This window comes from Nitrososphaera sp. (assembly GCF_013388945.1).
Classification (GTDB): Archaea; Thermoproteota; Nitrososphaeria; order Nitrososphaerales; family Nitrososphaeraceae; genus Nitrososphaera.
Map to the genome: position 1 here is coordinate 1 of NZ_JACAEH010000028.1, position 20046 is coordinate 20046.

At 50.2% G+C, this 20046-nt stretch carries 25 protein-coding genes; 7 read left to right on the forward strand and 18 right to left on the reverse strand.

Annotated features, from left to right (window positions below; genetic code table 11):
• Positions 1 to 267: 267 nt before the first annotated feature.
• The gene (locus tag HXY31_RS11690) at positions 268 to 750 is read left to right on the forward strand and encodes a hypothetical protein (protein WP_292643205.1); all 483 of its coding nucleotides are present in this window, start codon (positions 268 to 270) and stop codon (positions 748 to 750) included.
• A gap of 1 nt (position 751) precedes the next feature.
• A complete protein-coding gene (locus HXY31_RS11695; protein WP_292643207.1) occupies positions 752 to 1144 on the forward strand; it encodes a hypothetical protein in 393 nt (130 codons plus the stop codon).
• A gap of 32 nt (positions 1145 to 1176) precedes the next feature.
• Here the strand turns inward: HXY31_RS11695 and HXY31_RS11700 are convergent, their stop codons facing one another.
• Both HXY31_RS11700 and HXY31_RS11705 read right to left on the reverse strand, forming a co-directional pair.
• Positions 1177 to 1428, reverse strand: coding sequence for a type II toxin-antitoxin system RelE/ParE family toxin (locus tag HXY31_RS11700; RefSeq protein ID WP_292643209.1), 252 nt, complete (start codon positions 1426 to 1428; stop codon positions 1177 to 1179).
• 2 nt (positions 1429 to 1430) lie between these two features.
• Positions 1431 to 1637 (reverse strand): hypothetical protein, encoded by a 207-nt coding sequence (locus HXY31_RS11705; RefSeq protein WP_292643211.1) that lies wholly within the window; start codon positions 1635 to 1637, stop codon positions 1431 to 1433.
• 133 nt (positions 1638 to 1770) lie between these two features.
• Here HXY31_RS11705 and HXY31_RS11710 point away from each other — a divergent pair, with 133 nt between their 5' ends.
• On the forward strand, positions 1771 to 2712 hold the full coding sequence (locus HXY31_RS11710; protein ID WP_292643213.1) for a hypothetical protein: 942 nt from the start codon (positions 1771 to 1773) through the stop codon (positions 2710 to 2712).
• A 33-nt stretch (positions 2713 to 2745) separates the two neighbouring features.
• A complete protein-coding gene (locus HXY31_RS11715) occupies positions 2746 to 2946 on the forward strand; it encodes a hypothetical protein (protein WP_292643215.1) in 201 nt (66 codons plus the stop codon).
• Here the strand turns inward: HXY31_RS11715 and HXY31_RS11720 are convergent.
• The 4 genes from HXY31_RS11720 to HXY31_RS11735 all read right to left on the reverse strand — a co-directional run bounded on the left by HXY31_RS11720 (position 2943) and on the right by HXY31_RS11735 (position 6022).
• Positions 2943 to 3500, reverse strand: a complete 558-nt coding sequence (locus HXY31_RS11720; RefSeq protein ID WP_292643217.1) for a hypothetical protein — start codon at positions 3498 to 3500, stop codon at positions 2943 to 2945. The two genes, HXY31_RS11715 and HXY31_RS11720, sit on opposite strands and share 4 nt — an antisense overlap.
• 73 nt (positions 3501 to 3573) lie before the next feature.
• Entirely contained in the window at positions 3574 to 3993 is a 420-nt protein-coding gene (locus HXY31_RS11725) for a hypothetical protein (protein ID WP_292643218.1), read from the reverse strand.
• Positions 3994 to 4031: 38 nt separating this feature from the next.
• Positions 4032 to 4565 carry a hypothetical protein gene (locus HXY31_RS11730; protein ID WP_292643220.1) on the reverse strand — a complete coding sequence of 178 codons (534 nt, stop codon included), beginning with the start codon at positions 4563 to 4565 and terminating at the stop codon, positions 4032 to 4034.
• 125 nt (positions 4566 to 4690) lie between these two features.
• Entirely contained in the window at positions 4691 to 6022 is a 1332-nt protein-coding gene (locus tag HXY31_RS11735) for a multicopper oxidase domain-containing protein (protein WP_292643221.1), read from the reverse strand.
• A gap of 149 nt (positions 6023 to 6171) precedes the next feature.
• Between HXY31_RS11735 and HXY31_RS11740 the strand changes: the two genes are divergently transcribed.
• A complete protein-coding gene (locus HXY31_RS11740; protein WP_292643223.1) occupies positions 6172 to 6525 on the forward strand; it encodes a DUF488 domain-containing protein in 354 nt (117 codons plus the stop codon).
• Positions 6526 to 7183: 658 nt separating this feature from the next.
• On the opposite strand, the gene HXY31_RS11745 is transcribed toward HXY31_RS11740, so the two are convergent.
• The 5 genes from HXY31_RS11745 to thsB all read right to left on the reverse strand — a co-directional run bounded on the left by HXY31_RS11745 (position 7184) and on the right by thsB (position 13222).
• Positions 7184 to 9325, reverse strand: coding sequence for a CDC48 family AAA ATPase (locus HXY31_RS11745; RefSeq protein ID WP_292643225.1), 2142 nt, complete (start codon positions 9323 to 9325; stop codon positions 7184 to 7186).
• A gap of 71 nt (positions 9326 to 9396) precedes the next feature.
• The gene (gene hsp20 / locus HXY31_RS11750) at positions 9397 to 9927 is read right to left on the reverse strand and encodes an archaeal heat shock protein Hsp20 (protein ID WP_292643226.1); all 531 of its coding nucleotides are present in this window, start codon (positions 9925 to 9927) and stop codon (positions 9397 to 9399) included.
• Between the two features lie 298 nt (positions 9928 to 10225).
• Positions 10226 to 10825: a hemerythrin domain-containing protein gene (locus HXY31_RS11755; RefSeq protein WP_292643228.1), complete on the reverse strand. Its 600-nt coding sequence runs from the start codon at positions 10823 to 10825 to the stop codon at positions 10226 to 10228.
• A gap of 28 nt (positions 10826 to 10853) precedes the next feature.
• On the reverse strand, positions 10854 to 11543 hold the full coding sequence (locus HXY31_RS11760) for an ArsR family transcriptional regulator (RefSeq protein WP_292643230.1): 690 nt from the start codon (positions 11541 to 11543) through the stop codon (positions 10854 to 10856).
• Between the two features lie 44 nt (positions 11544 to 11587).
• Complete coding sequence (gene thsB / locus HXY31_RS11765) at positions 11588 to 13222, reverse strand: thermosome subunit beta (protein WP_292643232.1); 1635 nt, start codon at positions 13220 to 13222, stop codon at positions 11588 to 11590.
• Positions 13223 to 14099: 877 nt separating this feature from the next.
• Here thsB and HXY31_RS11770 point away from each other — a divergent pair.
• Positions 14100 to 14468 (forward strand): hypothetical protein, encoded by a 369-nt coding sequence (locus HXY31_RS11770; RefSeq protein ID WP_292643234.1) that lies wholly within the window; start codon positions 14100 to 14102, stop codon positions 14466 to 14468.
• Between the two features lie 104 nt (positions 14469 to 14572).
• Positions 14573 to 14905: a P-II family nitrogen regulator gene (locus HXY31_RS11775; RefSeq protein ID WP_292643235.1), complete on the forward strand. Its 333-nt coding sequence runs from the start codon at positions 14573 to 14575 to the stop codon at positions 14903 to 14905.
• A 60-nt stretch (positions 14906 to 14965) separates the two neighbouring features.
• On the opposite strand, the gene HXY31_RS11780 is transcribed toward HXY31_RS11775, so the two are convergent.
• From HXY31_RS11780 to HXY31_RS11810, 7 genes are all read right to left on the reverse strand, one after another.
• Positions 14966 to 15511, reverse strand: coding sequence for a type II toxin-antitoxin system VapC family toxin (locus tag HXY31_RS11780; RefSeq protein WP_292643237.1), 546 nt, complete (start codon positions 15509 to 15511; stop codon positions 14966 to 14968).
• Complete coding sequence (locus HXY31_RS11785) at positions 15486 to 15731, reverse strand: hypothetical protein (protein WP_292643239.1); 246 nt, start codon at positions 15729 to 15731, stop codon at positions 15486 to 15488. Before HXY31_RS11785 ends, HXY31_RS11780 begins: the two co-directional genes overlap by 26 nt.
• A gap of 362 nt (positions 15732 to 16093) precedes the next feature.
• Positions 16094 to 16564, reverse strand: coding sequence for a hypothetical protein (locus HXY31_RS11790; protein ID WP_292643241.1), 471 nt, complete (start codon positions 16562 to 16564; stop codon positions 16094 to 16096).
• Positions 16552 to 17133, reverse strand: coding sequence for a hypothetical protein (locus tag HXY31_RS11795; protein ID WP_292643243.1), 582 nt, complete (start codon positions 17131 to 17133; stop codon positions 16552 to 16554). The genes HXY31_RS11790 and HXY31_RS11795 overlap by 13 nt, the downstream gene beginning before the upstream one ends.
• Before the next feature lie 600 nt (positions 17134 to 17733).
• Positions 17734 to 18291: a hypothetical protein gene (locus tag HXY31_RS11800; RefSeq protein WP_292643245.1), complete on the reverse strand. Its 558-nt coding sequence runs from the start codon at positions 18289 to 18291 to the stop codon at positions 17734 to 17736.
• 76 nt (positions 18292 to 18367) lie between these two features.
• Positions 18368 to 19165 carry an amidohydrolase family protein gene (locus tag HXY31_RS11805; RefSeq protein ID WP_292643248.1) on the reverse strand — a complete coding sequence of 266 codons (798 nt, stop codon included), beginning with the start codon at positions 19163 to 19165 and terminating at the stop codon, positions 18368 to 18370.
• The gene (locus tag HXY31_RS11810; RefSeq protein ID WP_292643249.1) at positions 19162 to 19800 is read right to left on the reverse strand and encodes a GNAT family N-acetyltransferase; all 639 of its coding nucleotides are present in this window, start codon (positions 19798 to 19800) and stop codon (positions 19162 to 19164) included. Before HXY31_RS11810 ends, HXY31_RS11805 begins: the two co-directional genes overlap by 4 nt.
• Between the last annotated feature and the right edge of the window lie 246 nt (positions 19801 to 20046).

The window sequence follows — 20046 nt, forward strand, 5'->3', positions numbered from 1 at the left end:
CAGTCGGGTCGGACATCTGAGCTTCGCGCCGGATTATCCGGTCTCACGCCTTTGACCAGGCTGGGCGACCCCCGCTTTGTGAGGGGTGCTATCTGGTGGCTAGAATAATATCGTTTTGCATTAGCCGCATGCGACATAATTCTCTATTGTCCAATCTCTTAACATCTTCCAATGTCCTCACCTTTCCATACAGACAATCATCAATACCTCGACACCAACCGGGTCGCGTTATTCCAAAAATCCGACGAGCCAATGGTCCGCAAATTATTGCAAGAACAGCACTTTGACAGCTTTAACGAGCGCCTCGACCGGTTTTTGAACGACCAGACATCGTACGACGACCTGCACCACAGGCACCTGGAGCCGATAGATGTACGTCGCAAGCACGACCTCGTGGTGACGACAGGCATGCAGCGCATCGCTAAACTTGTCACCGGCAAGACAACAGCCTCGTTCACCCACATGGCCTGCGGCACGGGTACCAACGCCGAGTCATCAGGCGACACGTCTTTGCAGTCCGAGACGCAGAGGATAACATGCACGGACCGCTTTGACTCTGGAACATCGATAAAATTTGCAGGCCTCTTCCCGTCATCCACTCCAACGGGCCAGATATCCGAGTTTGGCATATTTGACTCGGCAGCAGCCGGCAACATGCTAGTCAGGACGGTGTTCACGCCTGCAATAAGCCACGTGCAGAATTCAACAATTTTCGCGTTGACGCAGATAATCGCGCAGAGCGCCTCGTGAAATGGGATTTTTCAGGCTCCTCCGCAAGCTGCCGGGCATGGACGCAGTCGTGCGCCAGCTCGCAGAGATGCAGCAAGCCAGCGTAGCAGGAGGTGGCATCGAAGACATTACACTGTTCAGCCAGAACAGGGTTGACAGCGACCAGATATCGTACCAGCAGTCAAGCGAACAAAAGCTCGACGGCGACGTGTCGGATTCAGACATCGTTCACTATGTGGGTGCAGACGCTGGAGTGCTGATGGATACAGGCCAGTTTTCAGCAGACGGCGACTTTTTCTGCGGCTCGGGGTATGTGCCCGAGGTGGACAAGCCTGAAGGGGCGTTTGCAGGCGGGACAGGCAACTTTAGCGAGCCGGGGCAGCCGGCGGTGGCGGACTTCTCAGATGCAGGCTGATCTATAATGCCAATCATCTATGCAAAGGAGCGCTAGTCATAGACGCTTTGTCTGTGTGAAACATCATAGACAAGGGCCTTGTTAGACTCCAGCATAAACAGAATCCTGTAGTCGCCGACGCGTATTCTATAATGATATTTAGTACCTTTCAGCTTCTTTATGTCCAGTCTGGCAGAGAATCCTTTTTCCAACTCTCGTAATGCTTCAACTCTGGACCTGACAGCGGCATCAAACTTTGCTATCTGTTTGGCAGCCCTGTCTTCAAGGAAAACCCTGTATGCCAAGGCTATTCATCGATCTCTGATAGAGGAACAAATTTCGTTCTGCCAGCTTTTCTTCTCTTCTCAAACTCCGAGACTGCCTTTTTCTCATACGCGTCAGGCCTTGCCTCCCCGACGAACCTTTTTTCAACTATATTCTCGAGTTTGTCTATCTTGCTGCGCAGCGCCCGTATTTCGTCAACGATGTCTTTGAGGTCCTGTCGGGACGTCATGCAAGTAGGTTGGCTCCCGGAATATAAAAACCTCTACGACCAGAGCTATGCAAAGTGTGCATGGTTCCTTTAGCAATAATCACACTCACAAGTACCGCTAATTCTCTTATCTCTCTCAAAGCCAGTTTTCCTGTTGGCCTTACGCAAACTTGGTAACCCTGGCATAAATCCCGGAGGCGTTGGCAAGCTCTACGGAGAAGACTGGAACCGCCTCGTCGACGCTCTGACTGGCGGCATTGCTGAAAGCCTGATATTTCTGGGGCCGCTGCGCGTAGGTCAGGGCGGCACGTCGTACGGCAAGATTTCTGTGTCAAACGCCGGCTTTGACGGAATCTCTGTAGAGAACGTGAATGCAGGCGGCTCCACGTGGGGATTGTTTGTAGGCGACAGCGGGATAGGCCTTGGAAGCACCGCAGGGATAATCAGAAAGGGCTCAAGCGGCGCGGGGATAGGCGGCGGGGATACCCTTGTCATGCTGCGCTTCAACACAAGCGGCGACTTGGGCCTTCTTTCGGGAGGCAAACTGTACCTTGACAACGCGGCAAACACAGGCGGGATAGGCGGCGACACCTACATCACGGAAGGCGCCACGAACAGGCTCGACTTTTACGGGGGCGGCGTGCGCTGGCTCATGCTTGGATACAACGACGGCATTGTTATCCCGAGCACTAAAAAGCTCTTCCTTGACGACGGCGGCGACTCGTACCTCTGCGAGATAGGCGCAAACCAGATAGCCATAGTCGCCGGCGGGACCGAGCGCCTGCGCGTCCACGGCGGCAACCAGTCAATAGAGGTCAGGGCGTCTGACCTTGTAATCGATGCTGCAAAAAGGCTGTACCTGGACGGAGGCTCTGACACGTACATACGCGAAACCAGTGCAAACGTCGTCGACGTTTATGTCGGCGGCGTCCAGATGATGCAGCTGAACACTACGCACATAGACATCAACCAGAAGACGCTGCGCAACCCCAAGAACAGCGCCAACACAGCCGTCAGCGGGACGCCAAAGACAGTCGAGATAGACATCGCAGGAACACCCTACTACTTCCTTGCCTATCCTACTAGCTCGGCATAACTTCTTTAATTGCAGGATCGGGCGTCCTCTGCCATGGACGACCCACAGGACGTCGAAAGCATCAGGGCAGAAAGGGACGCGCTTTTGCAAAAGTACAACGCGCTAGTAGGCGAATACGCGGCAATAAAGGAGAGCGTCCGCGTCTCGCTTGTAAAGGCGCTTGCCGGGCTTGCGGCAGACATGGCTTCCATCGGATTCTCGTCGCCAAACTATGAAAAGCTGGCCGGCGGCTAGGTGACAGAAGACCTGGTCTTGCACTCAAAATACACGGACGACTCTGTGGCTTCCACCTTTGTGACCTCTGCGATGCTTTCAAGCGTCATCCGTATAATCTCCGCCCAGAAAAGCGAGTACTTGCGGCAGATGTCCGGCTTTGCGTAGAACGAAATCGTGCCGTCCTCCCTGTCTTCGTTCACGCTCACGGCGTAGTCGTTCACGTCCATGAACGACGTGAAAGACTTGATGTACTTCTTGATGTCGGGTTTTTCGCTTCCGACGTTTAATATGACCATCTCCCTTGCAAGCGTCCCGAGCTTTTTCGCCTCTTCGAGCAGCTTCTCGTCGGGGACCGAGTTTGCAAGGGTCTTGATTATCTCCCTGTGGACGATGTCAAAGTCGTTCTTCAAAAATCCCTGTATTGCCAGGTGTTTTTTGAGCATCTCGCCTACCAGGAATTCCACCGGCACGCCCTTGTGGTGGGCCATCATCGAGATTGAACGGTACGTCTCTGCATCAAGGCGCAGGTTGCCTATGGCTACAGACTTGGGCTCCTTCTCGATACCGGACATTGGGAAAAGTTCACGTCGACGTTTCTATTAGGCGTGTCGGTCAGGCGACGTATGAAAAAGGAAAAAGGGCGCGCTACTGGAAAGTCACGCGCACGACTGCGGTGTCTGCAGCCACGTTCTGGTCCACGTCGCAGGTCCAGCCCCTGCCGTTCAGCTCTGCAAGCCTCGGGGACATGGTCATGACAGTCCCGCTTCCCTTCAGCTTTGCAATCCCACGCGAGTTCGGGGCCTCGCCTGTTCCCTCGCCGGTCCCTACCAGCATGTCGCCCTTGTCAGTCATCTGGATGAACCTGACGCGCCAGCTCGAGGTGCCGTTGGCGTTCATCTGCGCCTCCACCGTGTCCCAGTGGGTTCCGCGGTACCTGCCGGTTATGGGACCTTTGTTGGAGAACTCGGTCTTTATCCCGTCCTGACCGATGTCAAGGATCCTGCACGACGTGCCCTTTGCCTTTATGACTATGCCGTTTGATTTTGCTGCCGACTTTTTGACCATTGCGACTGGGTAAGAACGCGTATTGATATCCTTTATGGTCAGGCGTCTACGGCAAATGACATGGTGGTGTCCGTGATGGCAACGTTCACGCGCCGGTCGAGGGCCTCGCTGAAAATCAGCTCCAGGATTGCCTTGTGGTAAAGCGACCAGTTCCTGCCAAGGTCGTGTTTTATGATGTAGACGTGCCTGTCGTCTTTTACCGAGTGGCTAAATTCCATGGACGAGCTTTTAAGCCGGGTCTCGAGCCACGACAGGAATGACTCTAGGTCCATCCTGCTCTTCATGAACAGCGCGATGTCGTGGACCGCGCCCTTGCCTACCTTGCAGGCCATATCGACTATTTCCTCTTCATCCATATTTTCAAAAAGCATGTGGACTACAGGCCTTGCTATCGGGATCATCCCTACTTTTGACTCGTACATGTCCCATTCGACGAACCTCCTCAGCACTTGGTTCACGAGCGTATTGAGGCTCACCTCCTTCTTTCCAGATTCAGAGCGCAGCTGGCTCAGGACCTCTTCTTCTATACGAAAAGTCATCGTGACCGTCTTTTTTGCGTCAGAATCCGGCATTGCCAGAACTTTTGCGCCGAGATATAATAACAGTGCTCGCATTGATTGCAGATGTTTGCTACGCGCTGCTGAGCTATAAACACCGCTCACGCGCAAAGATCGAGGTTTTGCAAGAAAAAGGGGGATTAGCGGACACTAACCGTGCCCGTCATCCATGGATGCAGCGAGCAGTAGTACTCGTAGGTGCCCGGCTCTGCGAACGTGTGCTCAAAAGTCCGCTTCGGAGAGAGCATGCCTGAGGAGAACAGTCCCTCCTGCCTGCTGTCTACGGTGTGGAGCGTCGAGTCATCGTTTACCCACGTGACTGTCTCTCCCGCACCCACGGATATCTCTGCAGGTGCAAACGTCAGGTCTGTGTCAGCCGCGGCGCCCTCGGGGATGGACACGGTGCCCGGCGGCACATCGGCTGCGTCAATAGAATGGCGCGAGGTTCCCGAAGATGTGTTTGCAACCCCGTCCGGGTCCTGCTTTTGCAGTGACTTGGCGAGGTTTTCCTGCCATTCTATCATGCTTATGGACTTTGTCCTGGCAATGTCGACGCCGTCAACTGCACCGTCGGGCGCGTCCGTCACGTCAAAGTAGGCCATGGTTCCCCTCTCTTCTGGCAGGCCGTGGATGTGAAACAGGTACCTGCCTTCCCACGGCCACCTGGCTTCAAATATCGCGCCGTTTCCAGCCGCCACTTCCCACGTCTGAACCTTGAGAGGATCGTTTTGCAAGATGCCTGAAGGATAGGCGTCAAATATGGTCCCGTGGATGTGGAACCCGTATGCTGGAGACGCTCCCATGTTCACGTAGTAAATGCGGACAGTCTCGTTGGTTCTCGCCTGCAGGGGATTGTCAAAGTACTGGTCCGCATATCCGTTGAAAAAGACGTATTCCGGGTTGCTAGTCAGCTGATCCTTTGTGTCGTATTCGCCTGCAACTAGGACGTATTCACGCGCAGGAGTCAGGCCTTCCCGTGGATCGATTATCAGCGCCCCGTAGAGTCCCATGCGCACGTGCTGCGTGACCGGCATGACGTGGCAGTGGTACATCAGCGCGCCCGGCGGCCCCGCAATAAAGTCATAGGTGTAGCTTTCACCCTGGTTGACTGTCTGGAAAACGCCATCATCTTTTTCGTCGTGGTCTCCATGAAGGTGCACCGTATGCGGCATTGGCGTCTTGTTCAGAAAATGCAGTATCACTCTGTCGCCTTCTGTTGCCCGGAGTACTGGCCCAGGTATCGTGCCGTTGTAGGTCCATGCCTCGACCCTCACGCCCGGCGCTATCTCAAGGGTGGTATTCTGGGCGACAAGCGTGTATTCTACCGTTCGAGCCTGTCTGGCATCGCCTTGGGAAGCGTTCGTGTGATGTTCGTCGTCGCTTTCCGCACCTAGTGTGAGGTAGCCTCCTGCGCCGGTCAGCACCACGGCTACCGCGACAGACGCGGCGAGCGTTTTGGAAAATCTTGACATCAACGAAATGCACAGGTTTTTTGGATTTATGGAGGACGTTTATTCTGCAATAAAACCGCACTTGCTGGCATCGCGGCGATTAATTTCGAATCACTTGCAAGCGTACTAATCAGAATATTTTTCTTTTTGAACTGCGTCAGGTGATCTACTTGATTCGAGTCAGGCGGGTCTACGATCTGCCTTCAAAAGAAGACGGCTACAGGGTCCTAGTCGACAGACTCTGGCCCCGGGGCGTCAGCAAGAGCGACGCGCAGATAGACGAGTGGCTCAAGGATGTCGCGCCCAGCGATGAACTGAGGAAGTGGTTCGGCCACGAGCCTGCGAGATGGAACAGGTTCAAGTCCAGGTACTTTCAGGAGCTGGCAAAAAAGACAGCGCTTTTGGAACAGCTGCGCGCCAAGGAATCAACCAGTGGCGTCGTAACCCTTCTGTACGGTGCAAAGGACCAGCAGCACAACAACGCCGTGGCGTTGAAAGAGTACTTGGATGAACATGCAAAATAATTATCTTTTGATTCCGTTGGATAACAAGATGTGTTCAGCCCTAGGGTAATAGCATATGCAACATGTACCATCACTCCTGAGGTTACGTATCATATTAGGCGCATTTACTGTTAGACGCCGATATTGTTACATCATCCTGATAGCTATGTGATTATTTTTGCCGGCTTCGAAAAATTAAAATATTTTTTCTGGATACTAAAATACGCCTGTAGGCGGTTCCGTCCGTTACGTATGTTAGGTAGAGGCTTGACGTTCGTTGAACGTTCGTCGCCGCTCACAGGTGCCCCGCCGTCGCTTTGCCCCGTTGCATTGTGGGGGGCGGGGCTTCTTTCAGGTGTAGGTTCCATCAAGATTGGAGCTATGCCAAAACATCCTTGATAGTTGACTTCCAACGCTCTCAATTATTGTCCTAACTTTACTGTTCTTCTGGCCTGATTATTGGTAGCCATCGCAAGCAAAATTCTTTTCTTAGATTTAGGATTGCGGGGTTTGATTCTTAGTCGGTAGTGACAGCATGGGCATCTAAGGCCTTCGTAGAGGACGAAAAGACTGCAGACCTGACACCTTCTCTGCCCAGTGCCGTACCGTCCTCCGGCGTGTGACGGAGGCCGTGGTGCCTTGTATCTTTCACACAGTCCCTTGCAGCTCATTATGTTAACTATCTACTCCCCGGAAAGTTCCGAATCCCAGTCCTAGCTCTTGAACTTCCTGCCTTCACCTTGTCTAATGCAGACTCGAAGTGTTTCATGGAAATCTTTAGTATTCCAGCCTTTTTGCCATCATTCTTGCCGCTGACATGTTCCTTGATCGCAGACATGGCTGCTGCATTCACTACAGCTGCAATATCTGCTCCTGTCATACCATCTGTCATTTCAATCAGCTTGTCAAGGTTAACATCAGAGTCGATAGGCTTTCTCTTGGTATGTACTTGGAATATCTGTTTCCTCGCCTCTTTGTCGGGTATTGGAACTTCAAGTATCCTATCAAATCTTCCAGGACGTAGCAATGCTTCGTCAATGATGTCGGGTCTGTTAGTCGCACCGATGACTACGACGCCCTTTAGATCTTCCAAGCCATCCATTTCTGTCAACATCTGGCTGATCACCCGCTCAGTTACGTGTGCATCCCCCTCCGAGCCTCTCCTTGGTGCGACTGCATCTAACTCATCGAAAAAGATGACGCACGGTGCAGCCTGTCTTGCTTTTCTAAACACCTCTCTGACCCCTTTCTCAGACTCGCCCACCCATTTGCTTATCAATTCCGGTCCCTTTATGCTGATGAAATTGGCCTCAGATGTAGTGGCTACTGCCTTGGCTATCATTGTCTTGCCAGTCCCGGGCGGTCCGTAAAGCAGTATCCCTTTTGGCGGCCTAACATCAGCTTCTGTAAATAGCTCGGAATGTCTTAGCGGCCACTCTATTGCTTCAGCGAGTTCCTCTTTGACTTGCTGCAATCCTCCAATGTCGTCCCACTTTATGTTAGGCCTCTGTACCAGTACTTCTCTCAGTGCAGAAGGCTGAACATCCCTAAGTGCTTCATCAAAGTCTTGCTTTGTTACTTTGATCTTGCTCAGTATCTCTGCAGGTATCTTGGGTTCTTCTAGGTTGATTTCTGGCAGTATCCTTCTCAGGGAACGCATGGCGGCCTCCTTGCTGAGCGCTTCAAGGTCTGCCCCCACAAAGCCATGCGTCACTCTTGCCATTGATGCAAGGTCAACATCCTCGGTCAGTGGCATGCCCCTTGTATGTATCTGCAGAATTTCAAGCCGGCCCTGTTCGTCAGGTATGCCTATCTCTATCTCTCTGTCAAACCTCCCTGGTCTGCGCAGGGCAGGGTCGATGGCATTTGGCCTGTTTGTCGCGCCGATAACTACAAGCTTGCCCCTAGACTTTATGCCGTCCATCAAGGTCAGGAGCTGCGACACCACTCTCTTTTCTACATCACCAGAGACCTCCTCGCGCTTTGGAGCAATCGAGTCGATCTCGTCGATGAAGATTATCGAGGGTCCGTTTTCCTCCGCCTCCTTGAATATCTGGCGCAATCGTTCCTCCGATTCTCCATAGAATTTGCTCATAATCTCTGGTCCGCTTATGGAGAAAAAATTGGCCTGCGTCTCGTTGGCCACTGCCTTGGCTAGCAGCGTTTTTCCTGTCCCCGGCAGGCCATGCAGCAACACGCCTTTTGGGGCTTCAATGCCGATGCGCTCAAATATCTCCGGATGGCGCAGCGGTAGCTCGATCATCTCTCTGACCTTGTGCACTTCATTTCTCAGTCCCCCGATGTCCTCGTAGGATATCCGTGGCACACCTTTTGCCGACTTTGGTACTGATCCTATGACGAATTCAGTATCGCTATCAATCAGCGATGCGCCATCAGATGGCGTAACGCTTGTAACTGCAAAGCCTATTCTCCTGCCCATGATGTTGAGTGGAATCGTATCACCTTTCGTGACGACCCTTCCCTCCAATAATTCCGGCAGATGATCTTCCAGACCTACTATGTTCAGTTCTTCCGTTGGCGCTAGAATCACTTGTTCTGCCTTCCTTACGTTGACTTTGCGCACGCTGATACTGTCGTCGATTCCAACGCCGATGTTATTTCTTGTATAACCGTCTATTCTGATTAGTCCCTTGCCATAATCTTCGCTCTGGCTAGACCAGAGAAGAACGTAACTTTTCTTCTTATCACCTATCTCCAAAACGTCTCCTGTTGACAGACCCATTTCATTCATTATCTTCTGGTCTACCAAGGCCATGCCCCTTCCGACAAATTTGGGGTTTGTCTCGGCCACCTTTAGCATGATTTTATTGTAACCTTCATTTTTCACTTTGATTTTTCACCTCAAACAAAAAAGTGGGGTTTTTGGGCCCACTATTCGACCTGTACCTCTGTCTCCTTCGGCTTCAGAGGCTCCTTCAGCCTCAGCTTCAATTCCAATATGCCGTTCGAGTAAGAGGCTTTGGCGCTTTTGTCGTCCAGCTCCACGTCTACGGGTATTTCTGTATGGTACTTCTTTTCTCCCTTCTCCGCGTGTATCGTGACATAGTCCTGTCCAACTTTTACCTTGATGTCCTGCTTTGTTACTCCGGGCATTTCAGCCGTTATGACCAGGGCATTTTCTTTTTCCTCCAGTTTTGTATCGACAAGGGGTTCTCTTACTCCTGTCTGCTCTACGAGTCCTCTTGCTGACGGCCTGACGTTGCCAAATTCCCTTACGCGCGGCTTCCCGTCTGGACCTACGGTAATCTGGTATCCGTAGTAGTACGGGAACGTACCCGCGACGTCGGCTGGTTTCATTTCGCGCACGGTTCTGAACATCCTATTCAGCATTTCTTCGGCGTCCTGGAATTCCCTGTCCATATCTTCGAACAGACGTCTTCCGAAATCCCAATCTCTCCACATCAGTTGATCACCTGCAAATACATTATACTCCGTGATATTTATTGATTACTCACACATTGTGTGTAACAATCAGTTGGGCCTTTATGATAGTTTCAGGAGTTCTTCTAACGTTATTCTTTTGAAACAGGATTTGCAATAGTATCTTATGTTAAAAGGTTCGAGCTCCTCATCCCCTATACTTATTTTAAAAGTCATAGTCCTATCGCATAACCCACATTGAATTATCTTCTGATAGTATCTTAATATTCTCACGTTTCATGTCCCATATATTCGGTCAGAATTTGCAGTACCTATGCGGTCAATTTCCATCCCACTCGGCTAATGATGAGAGGAGTCGATTTGCTTTGTCTTTATATTGCTTACTACCTTCTGCGCCAACCTGTTCCATTTCTACAGAATCAACTTTGCTCTTTACGTCATCTTCTTTTCCTTTCAAGCGTCTTTCTGCAATAACAAAAAGCCTCGTATCCTCTTTCAAGATATGCCTGTCTATGTGGTTTACATATGCCTGGCAGTGTTGAATCAGTGTGGACCTTGACTGCTCACTCTTGCTAGCAAGGTAGGAGTCAACAGCATTTTTTATCTGCTCTGCGATTTTTCTTGCTTCTTCGTGCTCTTTTAGCATAGTGCCAATAACGCTGTTTTCCCTCGACATCCCAGTTGATTCTAAAGCAGGAAACAGACCATACTCTTCTTTTGCATGGTGGCACCTGTCAATAAAGTTTGTAATAAAATCCACCGTGTCCAGCAAGATGGCCGGCGGAATTTCCCTCCCATCTTTCAATAAAGATGTACACGTATTTGTAGCTTGCAGGACTAGTCTGATAATCTCATGGTCCTTTTTGAGGCTCGCTGTAATCTGGCTTGGTGCGGGCGCAGAACGAGGAAAGAAACTCATGCCTCCAAACTTCCCTCCAATAATTTGCTTATTTCAAGTTCCCAAACAAAAGCTGTGCGTTAGCCTTGTCCATCTTGCTTTTCATTACCGTTATGACGTCTTTTATGCGGGATTCCTTTTCACCTATCATATCTGACAGATCGGCTATGGACATTGGCGACTCTTCCACTATCGCATACAGAATCTTCCTTTCGTTTTCTTCAAAATTGTCAACGCCGATCTTGTGGAGTCTATTTAGTATCTGTTGCTTCAGAGAATACAGATCATTCAGGCGGGCTTCAAGAGCAGAGATTTCTTCCTCGACATCAGACAGGTTTTCCTGAAGCGAATACAGCGCACTTCCCATCTCTTCAGGTGTCGAGTCAAATGCTTCATAGTATTTTCTTGACTCTTCCTGCCGTGACTCTGCAATCCTTCTCTTTTTCATCGAGAAATGATCTTCAGAGAGTGAAATAGTCAAGATAAAAGAGTCACTGAGTCGATAATACTTTCTGTCAGGTGCCCCAAGATCACTTTTTTCGGCATACGTCTCGATTAATCCACTTTCTTCCAGAGTCTGCAAGTGCCGAAGCACGGCTTGCTGACCCACCCCTACTTCTTTCGCCAGTTGGTTGAAGTACATAGGTTCGTCGGATAGCGCAACTAGTATCTTTCGCCGGGTATCGTTTCCCAAGATATCTAATATTATATCAGAATTTACTTCCATCTGTTCTGCCAATCTTTATTTCGCCTCGCTAAAATAAAAATGAAGGGGAGGATATTTCATATATCCATGTCGCCCATTCCTCCGCTAGGTCCGCCGGGCTTTGGCATGTCCTTTGATTTTGAGGCGGCGATGACATCGTCGATGCGCAGTATCATACATGCCGCCTCGGTAGCGGCATTTATGACCTGCTCTTTGACAGCAAGAGGCTCATAGATGTCCTTTGCTGCCAGGTCTGCCACCTTGCCATTTATTACGTCGATCCCGTACCTGGCTTTTCCAGCGCTACTCTTCGCGCGCAGCTGCACTTGGGTGTCAAGAGGGTCCATTCCCGCGTTTTCTGCCAAGACGATAGGAATCGTCTCGATGCCATCCGCAAACTTTTCGGCGGCCAGCTGGGCTCTTCCGGAAAGCGTGGAGGCCCATTCCCTTAGCTTGAGCGAAGCTAGGGCCTCGGGAGCACCTCCTCCGACAAGTACGTATGGGTATTCTACAACGTCTTTGACGGCCATTATTGCATCATGCACGGACCTTTCTGCTTCGTCGACTACCCTCTGCGAGCCGCCGCGCACAAGTATGCTGACAGATTTTGGATTCTTGCATTCCTCGATGAAGACCCACTTGTCTGTCTCTACTTTGCGCTCTTCAACTACCTTTGCATAGCCAAGGTCGCTTGCAGAGAGCTCATCAAGGTTGTTGACTATACGCGCACCTGTGGCCCTTGCCAGCTTGTACATGTCACTTTCCTTTATCCTGCGCACTGCAAGTATGCCTGCCTTTGCAAGGTAGTGCTGCGCAATGTCGTCGATGCCCTTCTGACATAGGACAACATTTGCTCCTGCCGACGTTATCTTGTCAACCATTGCCTTCAGCATCTTGTTTTCCTCGTCGATGAATTGCTGCATCTGATCCGGCGAGTTGATGTTTATCTTGGCGTCAAACTCGGTCTTTTCTATCTCGAGCGGGCTGTTGATGACAGCTATTTTGGCATTTTCAATTCGCTTTGGCATTCCACCATGGACGACTTCCTTGTCAAGGACGATGCCATGAATAAATTTGGTATCGCGGATACTTCCTCCAGCCTTCTTTTCGACCTTGATGTTGTCGATGTCTACCCTGTACTGCTCGGCTGATTTTTCGGCAACAGAAAGGACTGCATCAACTACCATGTCTGACAATTCCTTCGAATCTGCCGAAACCATCTTTGATGCCATTGATGTCTTTGCAATCTTGTTCAGAAATGCCTTGTCTTCGGGATCTACCTTTGTCGCGATCTCTCTCAGAGTATCGTTGGCTTTCTGTGATGCCTTCTTGAAGCCTTCTACTACGACTGTTGGATGGACGTTCTTTGTTATTAGCTCCTCGGCCTTTTCTAGCAGGGATCCGGCGAGAACTACGGTAGACGTAGTACCATCTCCGACCTCATTATCGGTGGCCTTGCTGATCTCTACCATCATCTTGGCCGCGGGGTGCTGCACGTCTATCTCTTTCAAAATGGTCGCGCCGTCATTTGTTATGGTGACGTCGCCAAGAGTATCGACGAGCATTTTGTCCATTCCTCTGGGTCCCAGGCTTGATCGTACTATTTCAGCAACTGTCTTTGCAGCGGTGATGTTGTTTTTCTGTGCTTGGTTGCCTTTTGTCTCAGACGTACCTTCTTTTAAAACCACTATGGGAACTTGTGGTGCCGACATAGTTGATTCACCTATGTTAGTAACAATCGGTATGTAAGTCAGTTATTTATACTTTATTTAATGATATTGGCCTCCAACTTTATTTGTAAACGGTAATGATCTCAGTGGCGTTTGGAGATTCCTCAGTGCTTGTACTGACGCCTCAATTCCGTTCTTTATTAATCCGTTATTCTCTATAGCTAGGACCAAGAGATGAGAAAAATAAAAAATGACTTTATTTGCTGGCTTGTCGACGTAAGGGCATATTTTGCGCTTCTTTTTTGGCATACGACCTGATGAGTAGCGCGGAGAAGATCGTAATGCCACTGATGGCAGCAGCCACAAGCGTCTTGGCGACTGGCAGATTCAGAAACGAACCGGCCATGATCGCCATTCTTGTGGCCATCGTACTTAGAGGCAGCCAGATAGTGATTGCATGTGAGATTCTTTCCTTCATCATATGCAACCCACGTTCATCATACAATACAGAAATTCAAAATAAAAATTTTTCCTGCAAATAATAAATCCAGATGCATTGGATCCGGCCGGCAAGCTATTTTATCAAAACCTAAATGCCTGCCGTTAACATGAAGATTACGCCATCGACTCGCTCCGGCCTGACGTTTACTGCAATTCTTTTCATTGTTGTATTTTGACCCCGCACATATCAAGGTCGAGGGTACTCCAACCTGAACGGCCCCGCCCCATGGCAAGTACTCGTTCAGCAGGGTGGGGGCGTGGAGCCACTCGAATGATACGATATCGATAACGGACGGATTTAAGCAGCAGGTGTACAGTGCGTTGCAACACTCAGACCGCGGCCATAGGAACTGCAAAGATGCAGTGTAACGCGCTGCATACGTCCGCCTTAATATCTGCAACTTCCCACTAGAAGGAAATGGATGACTCAAGAATATGGGCTCATGAATTTGTAAAGCAGGTTTCGAAGAGGAACGTCGATTACCTTCTTGGGCTGTTCGATGACGAAGCTACTGTCTACGAGCCCTTCAGTGCAACCGGGACGGTGAGCGGACGTGTGGAGCTGGAATCATTCCTCAAGGTATTCTGCAAGTACACCAGCGCAGTGGTGGACATGAAATCCGTCAGGGTTTCGACTATGGGAGGTGTGCCGTATTCCGCCACCGCCGCGGTCACGCTCGGCAAGGGTGCGAGATCAAAACTCGTGTTTGAATTCAATCTTGCAAAATCACCGCCATCCCAAGGCAACGATAATCTGCGGGTTAAGAAGCTGAAGATTAGCCTGTGACTGGAGACCAAGAGATGACGTCAGACATCATCTGATAGATCTGCACTCTTGTGCACTGCAAAGCATACTCGGTGATTTTATCCCTGTTGATGGAAATCCAGAACATGAAAACAGTCGAAGCGATAATCCGGCTTGAAAGGGTGGGAGATGTGAGGAGGGCGCTTGCCGAGAAGGGCTTTACTTCCATGACCCTGTTTCAGGTGACAGGGCGCGGCGAACAGAAGGAAGCTAGGCTGGACCTTGCGGTGGGAAGCGAGGTGGTGTTTGACCTGTTTGCAAGGGCATACATAGTGATGGCTGTAGAGGACGACAAAGTCCAAGAGGTGACAGAGATAATCGCCCAGACAGCAAAGACAGGCTCCAAGGGAGACGGCCTGATTCTCGTGAGGCCGGTCGAAAAGCTGGTGAGGATAAGGACGGGAGAGGAGACGCCGTAGGCGCCGCTTAATGACGTGTGAATCGCACTTGATAATACGGTACTGAGATCCGCGTCAATGCTACAGCGAATCAATCTTTTGCTTTAGCAATTGCCGGTCATCAGCAACTCTCAGGTTATACACCTCGTATGCTATCTGGTCGCCTTCAAGCTGGTCGTAGCCGGCGTCAATGTCACCTTTCAGGCGCTCGGCAAAATAGTTGTCGGTCAGAACAAACAGGTCGCACTCGCCCACGCGGGCAGTAAAAGCGTGTAGGGCATCGTCGGCAGAGAGGTGCCTCTTCCTTATCATGTCCCAAGACCCTCGCACAAGCTTGCCTGTAGGCTCTATCAAGTCAAGGCTCCCGCGCCTTGTAAGGTCGATGGTCAGCCCAAGCAGTGACGAGATGGTGCTGTCAATCTGCGGTCTGGCAATGTTGCCTCTCACCTTGATAGCCTGATCAAGCGCCGCCACGCCTTCACTCAGCGTCCACAGCGAGGTGACAAGGGCTACTTTACCTTCTTCGCATTTTCTGAAAATCAGGTTGACGACTTCGCTGAGGGGCTTTTCGTCACTGAACCTCAGGAGGTATGCGGAGGTGTCAAGATAGATTCTCTTTTGCCTCATACTTTGCCGCACGAGCCCTGCTCACGATTTCAGAAAGAGACACGCCTTGCAGTATCTTCCTGGTCTTATCCAGGTCGTATGACCTGACATCAAGCTTCATGACATTCTGGGCATAGTCTGCTATCTCGTCTATTTCTTTTGCACCGATGATGCACTCCCTCGTCTTGGCCAGCTCTGCGGCTATCGCATCCGAGCTTCCCTTGTAGAGTTTGAAAGGCATACTATATCATCCTGCTCCTGACGCATTGTAGTTATATGTTGCAGGTAATAATCTCTTCTGCCTTCTAGGAAATTACACCTCATCAGAAGCACATAAAGGTGTCCATAAGAACAGGCGGTGAACCTCGCCTTACCTTTTCCATCCCGTTTCCACGGGCATCGCAATCTAGAGGCGAGACCTCGAGCTGGGCTTGAGCGTTAGTCACCCCTTCCTACTCTGTCTTTGGAATTAATAAGATTATTTGAGGCGACTTAGACAGAGACGACTTTAGCCGCCGTGTTCAGGCTGAGTATCAAATCTGACATGGATTGACTTTGCCACCTGTGCTTTAATGTGCTCAGGGATTCCACCATAGCATTTGTTTAAGACTTTCGTATTCTCCCACTCTCCCAAGCTTGCCACGTATGCAAGAGACCCGTTCGTTGCTGCAAGATAGTACTGGGCCATAGTGTGCCTGAACAAATGCAAGGGATGACCATAAAGTAGAGTCCATCCCCTAACGCATAGATCCTGGTCTTTTCGTTAAGCCAACTTGCCTTGTCAAGCTCTGCAAACATCTTTTTGAACTTGACTGCCATCCTTGACATGAAATAAGCAGCTTGCAGTGTGTTTGCCTTGTCACTCTTGGCATCATCAAAGAACAAGAATTTCCTTCCTTTTGACAACCTGTCAAGCGCAGTTTCGACTACAATCCTGCATTCCTCGGTTGGATACTTTACCCACCACTTGCCTTCTTTTGTCAGGTACCAGTCTCCACGCTTTACCTTGGGTTCAAACTGCTCGACTCTGAATAATGGCGAGAATGCAATCCTGTCCCAGCTCATGGACGCCATCGCAAAGGCCCTCGCGCCAGTATGCAGGTCGATGTTATGAAGCTCCAAGCTTCCCAGTCGCCTTCTGCCTCAAGCCGCCTGTTTATGCTGTCTATCTGTTCTGGCGTCAACATAATATCCTTGTATTCGCCCAACCTTTCCGGCGTAGTCGATAGCCCATACCTTCTACCTTCACCGTGAGCGAAATTGATGTTGTGAGCTGCAAGGAAGCTGCGGTAGGCATTGATGGTATTTGTCTTCTGCATCTGCGGGTAAGCAGTGTTAAACCATGCAAGGAAATTACGCCAGTATTCTATCACAATCTCTTTTCGCTTCGTAGCTTCGATGGGTACACCAAAGCTAACAATGGCCTCCGGCATCAATTTCAGCTGGTCGGATATTCCGTGAACTACATTTACCAGATAGCGAATCCTGCGAGAGGGAATTCCGCCTGATTTGAGAAATGTTATCCACTTCCGAATAGAGTGTAGCTGATTGAATGGTTCACTTTCTAGCTGCCTATATTCCTGTGCAAGCTGTTTTTGTAATGAGATAACGATATTGCCGTTGGCATCGCGCTTGATCCCCACCCACCTTCTCTTTCCATCTCCTTCAGATAGCGTGAGACGGTACTATGGTCCTTACCAATGTCGACACCTATCTCTCTAGTAGTGTAATTGCCATTCTGGTAGCTGATTGCGATGGCTTCCTTGATCTTCTCCCTGTCCTTGACCTTTAGGCCCTTAACCCTCAGACGACTCTTTCGTCTAACAAATGTTTGAGCCACTAACCTTCTACCTCTTCCTTTGTAGTAGCACCTAGAACTGCCAGAAACAGTGGCGTGGTAGGGGGATAGATATACCAGATAACAAATAAAGTCGGAAAAATTGTTAGTGGTACTTGATGAATGCTGAAGCAGAAGTTTAGTATCTGTGCATTTTCAAGGCTAGCTTGAATCTTCGCGCCTGTGCAACGGTTTATGCACCGCTTTTGTTGCATTGGACGCTCGAAGGGAGCAAGTTTCTCACATAATTATTTATGCAACAATCGACCTTTCAGTCAAGGTACGCAACCGCGGATGTCCCTGCAATCTTTTCTTGCATAGAGGGAGAATCCTGGAATAGATAACTGATCTATTTACTTGCGCTTGACTTCGGCAAAAATAATGCAAGAAAAGGAAGTTGCTGTATCTACTGTTCGTCGGCCAACTTGTCTATAGGCTCTCCGGTAGGCAATGGTGCATTTCTGTCCACGCGGTACTTCAGTATCTCAGGAAAGTCATGTTTGACTATGACATTTCTGCCGACGGCGATTATCTCTGACTTGGGTATGTCAAACCTGTAATCATAGTGGCCAAACACTACGATCTTATCGTTAGTCTCCTTTACTATGTGGCCTAAGTGGTCTTCGTTGTTTGTCCTCACCCCCTTGTTGAATAGTGACTTTGGATATTGCCTCTCGTACGTCGCAAGATCCACATTTTCAGGCCGGGTCCAAGGGTCCTTTACTGCCTTCCCAGTCGGCAAGGGTTCTTCTCTACTTACCTTGTACTTCTTTGCTATCTCATGCATCGACATGTCAATAAGCACGTTTCCGCTCACAAACTTGATTTCCGACTTTGGTATATCATATCTGTCGTCACCGCCACCGAAAACGATTATCTTGTCATCGGTTTCCCTAACGACGTGTCCAACATGCGGCGAGTCCAGAGCCTTTACTCCTTTGTTGAAATATTTTCCGGATGTCATGAGATGAATTACTCACAGTGGTATTTAAGACAGCTTGGCACAGACCAAACCGCATCTGACCTGTACGGTACTTGTATCACAGCTTGAACAGCCTCTCCGAGTTGCGATACATCAAAAGCTCTCGTGCGTATTCAGACAGGTCTAGACTGGCAACAAACTTCAAGTACGACTCCATGTTGGATATCGGCCAGTCTGTGCCGTAAAGTAGGTACCGCGGCTCGCCGGCGTAGTTCAGAAGCTCCACTATCTTGTCTGCCATGAACTCTTCATAATAGTGCGTAAAGCCACCGATCACGAACCCGGATATGTCGGCGTAGACGTTCTTGTTCTTGTAAATCACTTCTTGACAATCCAAGATCCATGGGTTGCCGAGGTGGCACATCACTATCTTGAGCTCAGGATTGTCTACTGCCACCTCGTCGATGTTGAGAGGGTGCGAGTAGCGGAGCTTGCCCCTGGCACTGAAGGTGTCGCCGGTGTGGAACATCGCCGGCACTCCGTACTCCGCGCACAGGTCGTACACCTTCTGGTACCGCTTATCGTAAGGATAGTAGTGCTCGTAGCCGCAGTACAGCTTGATCCCCCTTATCCTGCCGTCCTTCAGGCACTCTTTGTAGAACTTCAAGTCGTCGTGGGTGTGGTTGTCAAGCGAGTAGCCTGCGACGATGCCGATGTTGTCATAATTTTTGGTAGCTTCGAGCAGCTGCGCCACCGATGGCCTGTCCTCGTTCACGACGTATGACGAAATGACGATTGCATGGTCGACGGCGCTTGCGTGCATGGCGTTGACCAGGTCCTGCACGCGCTCGTCAAGCGGCTTGAAGGGCGTGCCATCGTAGTGGTTGAGGTGGACGTGGCAGTCTATTATCTTCATTGCCTGTACTCCGGGTTTTTCCACTCGATGAAGGTGGCGTAGTTGAGCGACCGGCTGTCTTTCATGTAGTTTGGCAGTATCTTGACGAACCGGAATCCATTTTTGAGTTGGAACGACAGCACCGGGTCGTCAAGCTCTCCGGCGACTACCTTTCTGGCGTATTCTTCTGCAGACATCTTCTTTGAGTGTTCGCAGTAGTTGAACAGCCTGCCGCCAGCGATTATCCTGCGTAGGTTCAGGCGCACGGCAAGCTGCCTCCTTGCCTCGTAGAGCGCGCTGGCTATTCCCATCCTCCTCATCTCCGGGTGGGTCGACACGTCGGCGCCGTAGAGGCTGTCGCCTTTTGGGTTGTGGGTGGTGAACATACCTGCGCCTGTTATCTGGTTGTAGGTATGCTCGGCGTACTCTGACTCCAGCCGGACTATCAGGCTGCTGGCCGAACCTACAATGGTGCCTTCAAACTCTGCCACAAATTGCCCCTCAGGGAATATCCTGATGTGGCTTTTCAGGTGGTGCTCCTTCCATACAACGCCGTCTTTTGCCATGTAGGGGAAAGACTCCTGCTGGAGCTTGATTATGCCTGGTATGTCCTTATCCTCAAGCGTGCGCACGGCAACTTCAGCCGGCTCGGTCATAACTCGTGTTCTAGTCTACGTTACTAATTAAGCATCCGCGTTTTTTGCATGCAATCCCGTTTGCGAGCGGTCTGCAGGGGTTTGCTCATCATCATTAAATACATACCTTCTGTACTATCGGTGCAGTTGGAGCAGATAGAAGTCACGCTCTATCCGAACCAGGCAGAAGAAATAGAGGCAATACTTGAGGAGTTTCAGGTTCCTTACGTCAAGACTCCTGCAGAGTCGTACAAGATCCAGTGCTTC

Bases quoted from the DNA above. Each gene is read 5' to 3' on its own strand.
- HXY31_RS11695 (WP_292643207.1), top strand. From the start codon at position 752: ATGGGATTTTTCAGGCTCCTCCGCAAGCTGCCGGGCATGGACGCAGTC.
- HXY31_RS11705 (WP_292643211.1), bottom strand. From the start codon at position 1,637: ATGACGTCCCGACAGGACCTCAAAGACATCGTTGACGAAATACGGGCG.
- HXY31_RS11715 (WP_292643215.1), top strand. From the start codon at position 2,746: ATGGACGACCCACAGGACGTCGAAAGCATCAGGGCAGAAAGGGACGCG.
- HXY31_RS11720 (WP_292643217.1), bottom strand. From the start codon at position 3,500: ATGTCCGGTATCGAGAAGGAGCCCAAGTCTGTAGCCATAGGCAACCTG.
- HXY31_RS11725 (WP_292643218.1), bottom strand. From the start codon at position 3,993: ATGGTCAAAAAGTCGGCAGCAAAATCAAACGGCATAGTCATAAAGGCA.
- HXY31_RS11730 (WP_292643220.1), bottom strand. From the start codon at position 4,565: ATGCCGGATTCTGACGCAAAAAAGACGGTCACGATGACTTTTCGTATA.
- HXY31_RS11735 (WP_292643221.1), bottom strand. From the start codon at position 6,022: ATGTCAAGATTTTCCAAAACGCTCGCCGCGTCTGTCGCGGTAGCCGTG.
- HXY31_RS11745 (WP_292643225.1), bottom strand. From the start codon at position 9,325: ATGCTAAAGGTGGCCGAGACAAACCCCAAATTTGTCGGAAGGGGCATG.
- hsp20 (WP_292643226.1), bottom strand. From the start codon at position 9,927: ATGTGGAGAGATTGGGATTTCGGAAGACGTCTGTTCGAAGATATGGAC.
- HXY31_RS11755 (WP_292643228.1), bottom strand. From the start codon at position 10,825: ATGAGTTTCTTTCCTCGTTCTGCGCCCGCACCAAGCCAGATTACAGCG.
- thsB (WP_292643232.1), bottom strand. From the start codon at position 13,222: ATGTCGGCACCACAAGTTCCCATAGTGGTTTTAAAAGAAGGTACGTCT.
- HXY31_RS11770 (WP_292643234.1), top strand. From the start codon at position 14,100: ATGGATGACTCAAGAATATGGGCTCATGAATTTGTAAAGCAGGTTTCG.
- HXY31_RS11775 (WP_292643235.1), top strand. From the start codon at position 14,573: ATGAAAACAGTCGAAGCGATAATCCGGCTTGAAAGGGTGGGAGATGTG.
- HXY31_RS11780 (WP_292643237.1), bottom strand. From the start codon at position 15,511: ATGAGGCAAAAGAGAATCTATCTTGACACCTCCGCATACCTCCTGAGG.
- HXY31_RS11785 (WP_292643239.1), bottom strand. From the start codon at position 15,731: ATGCCTTTCAAACTCTACAAGGGAAGCTCGGATGCGATAGCCGCAGAG.
- HXY31_RS11790 (WP_292643241.1), bottom strand. From the start codon at position 16,564: ATGGCGTCCATGAGCTGGGACAGGATTGCATTCTCGCCATTATTCAGA.
- HXY31_RS11800 (WP_292643245.1), bottom strand. From the start codon at position 18,291: ATGACATCCGGAAAATATTTCAACAAAGGAGTAAAGGCTCTGGACTCG.
- HXY31_RS11805 (WP_292643248.1), bottom strand. From the start codon at position 19,165: ATGAAGATAATAGACTGCCACGTCCACCTCAACCACTACGATGGCACG.
- HXY31_RS11810 (WP_292643249.1), bottom strand. From the start codon at position 19,800: ATGACCGAGCCGGCTGAAGTTGCCGTGCGCACGCTTGAGGATAAGGAC.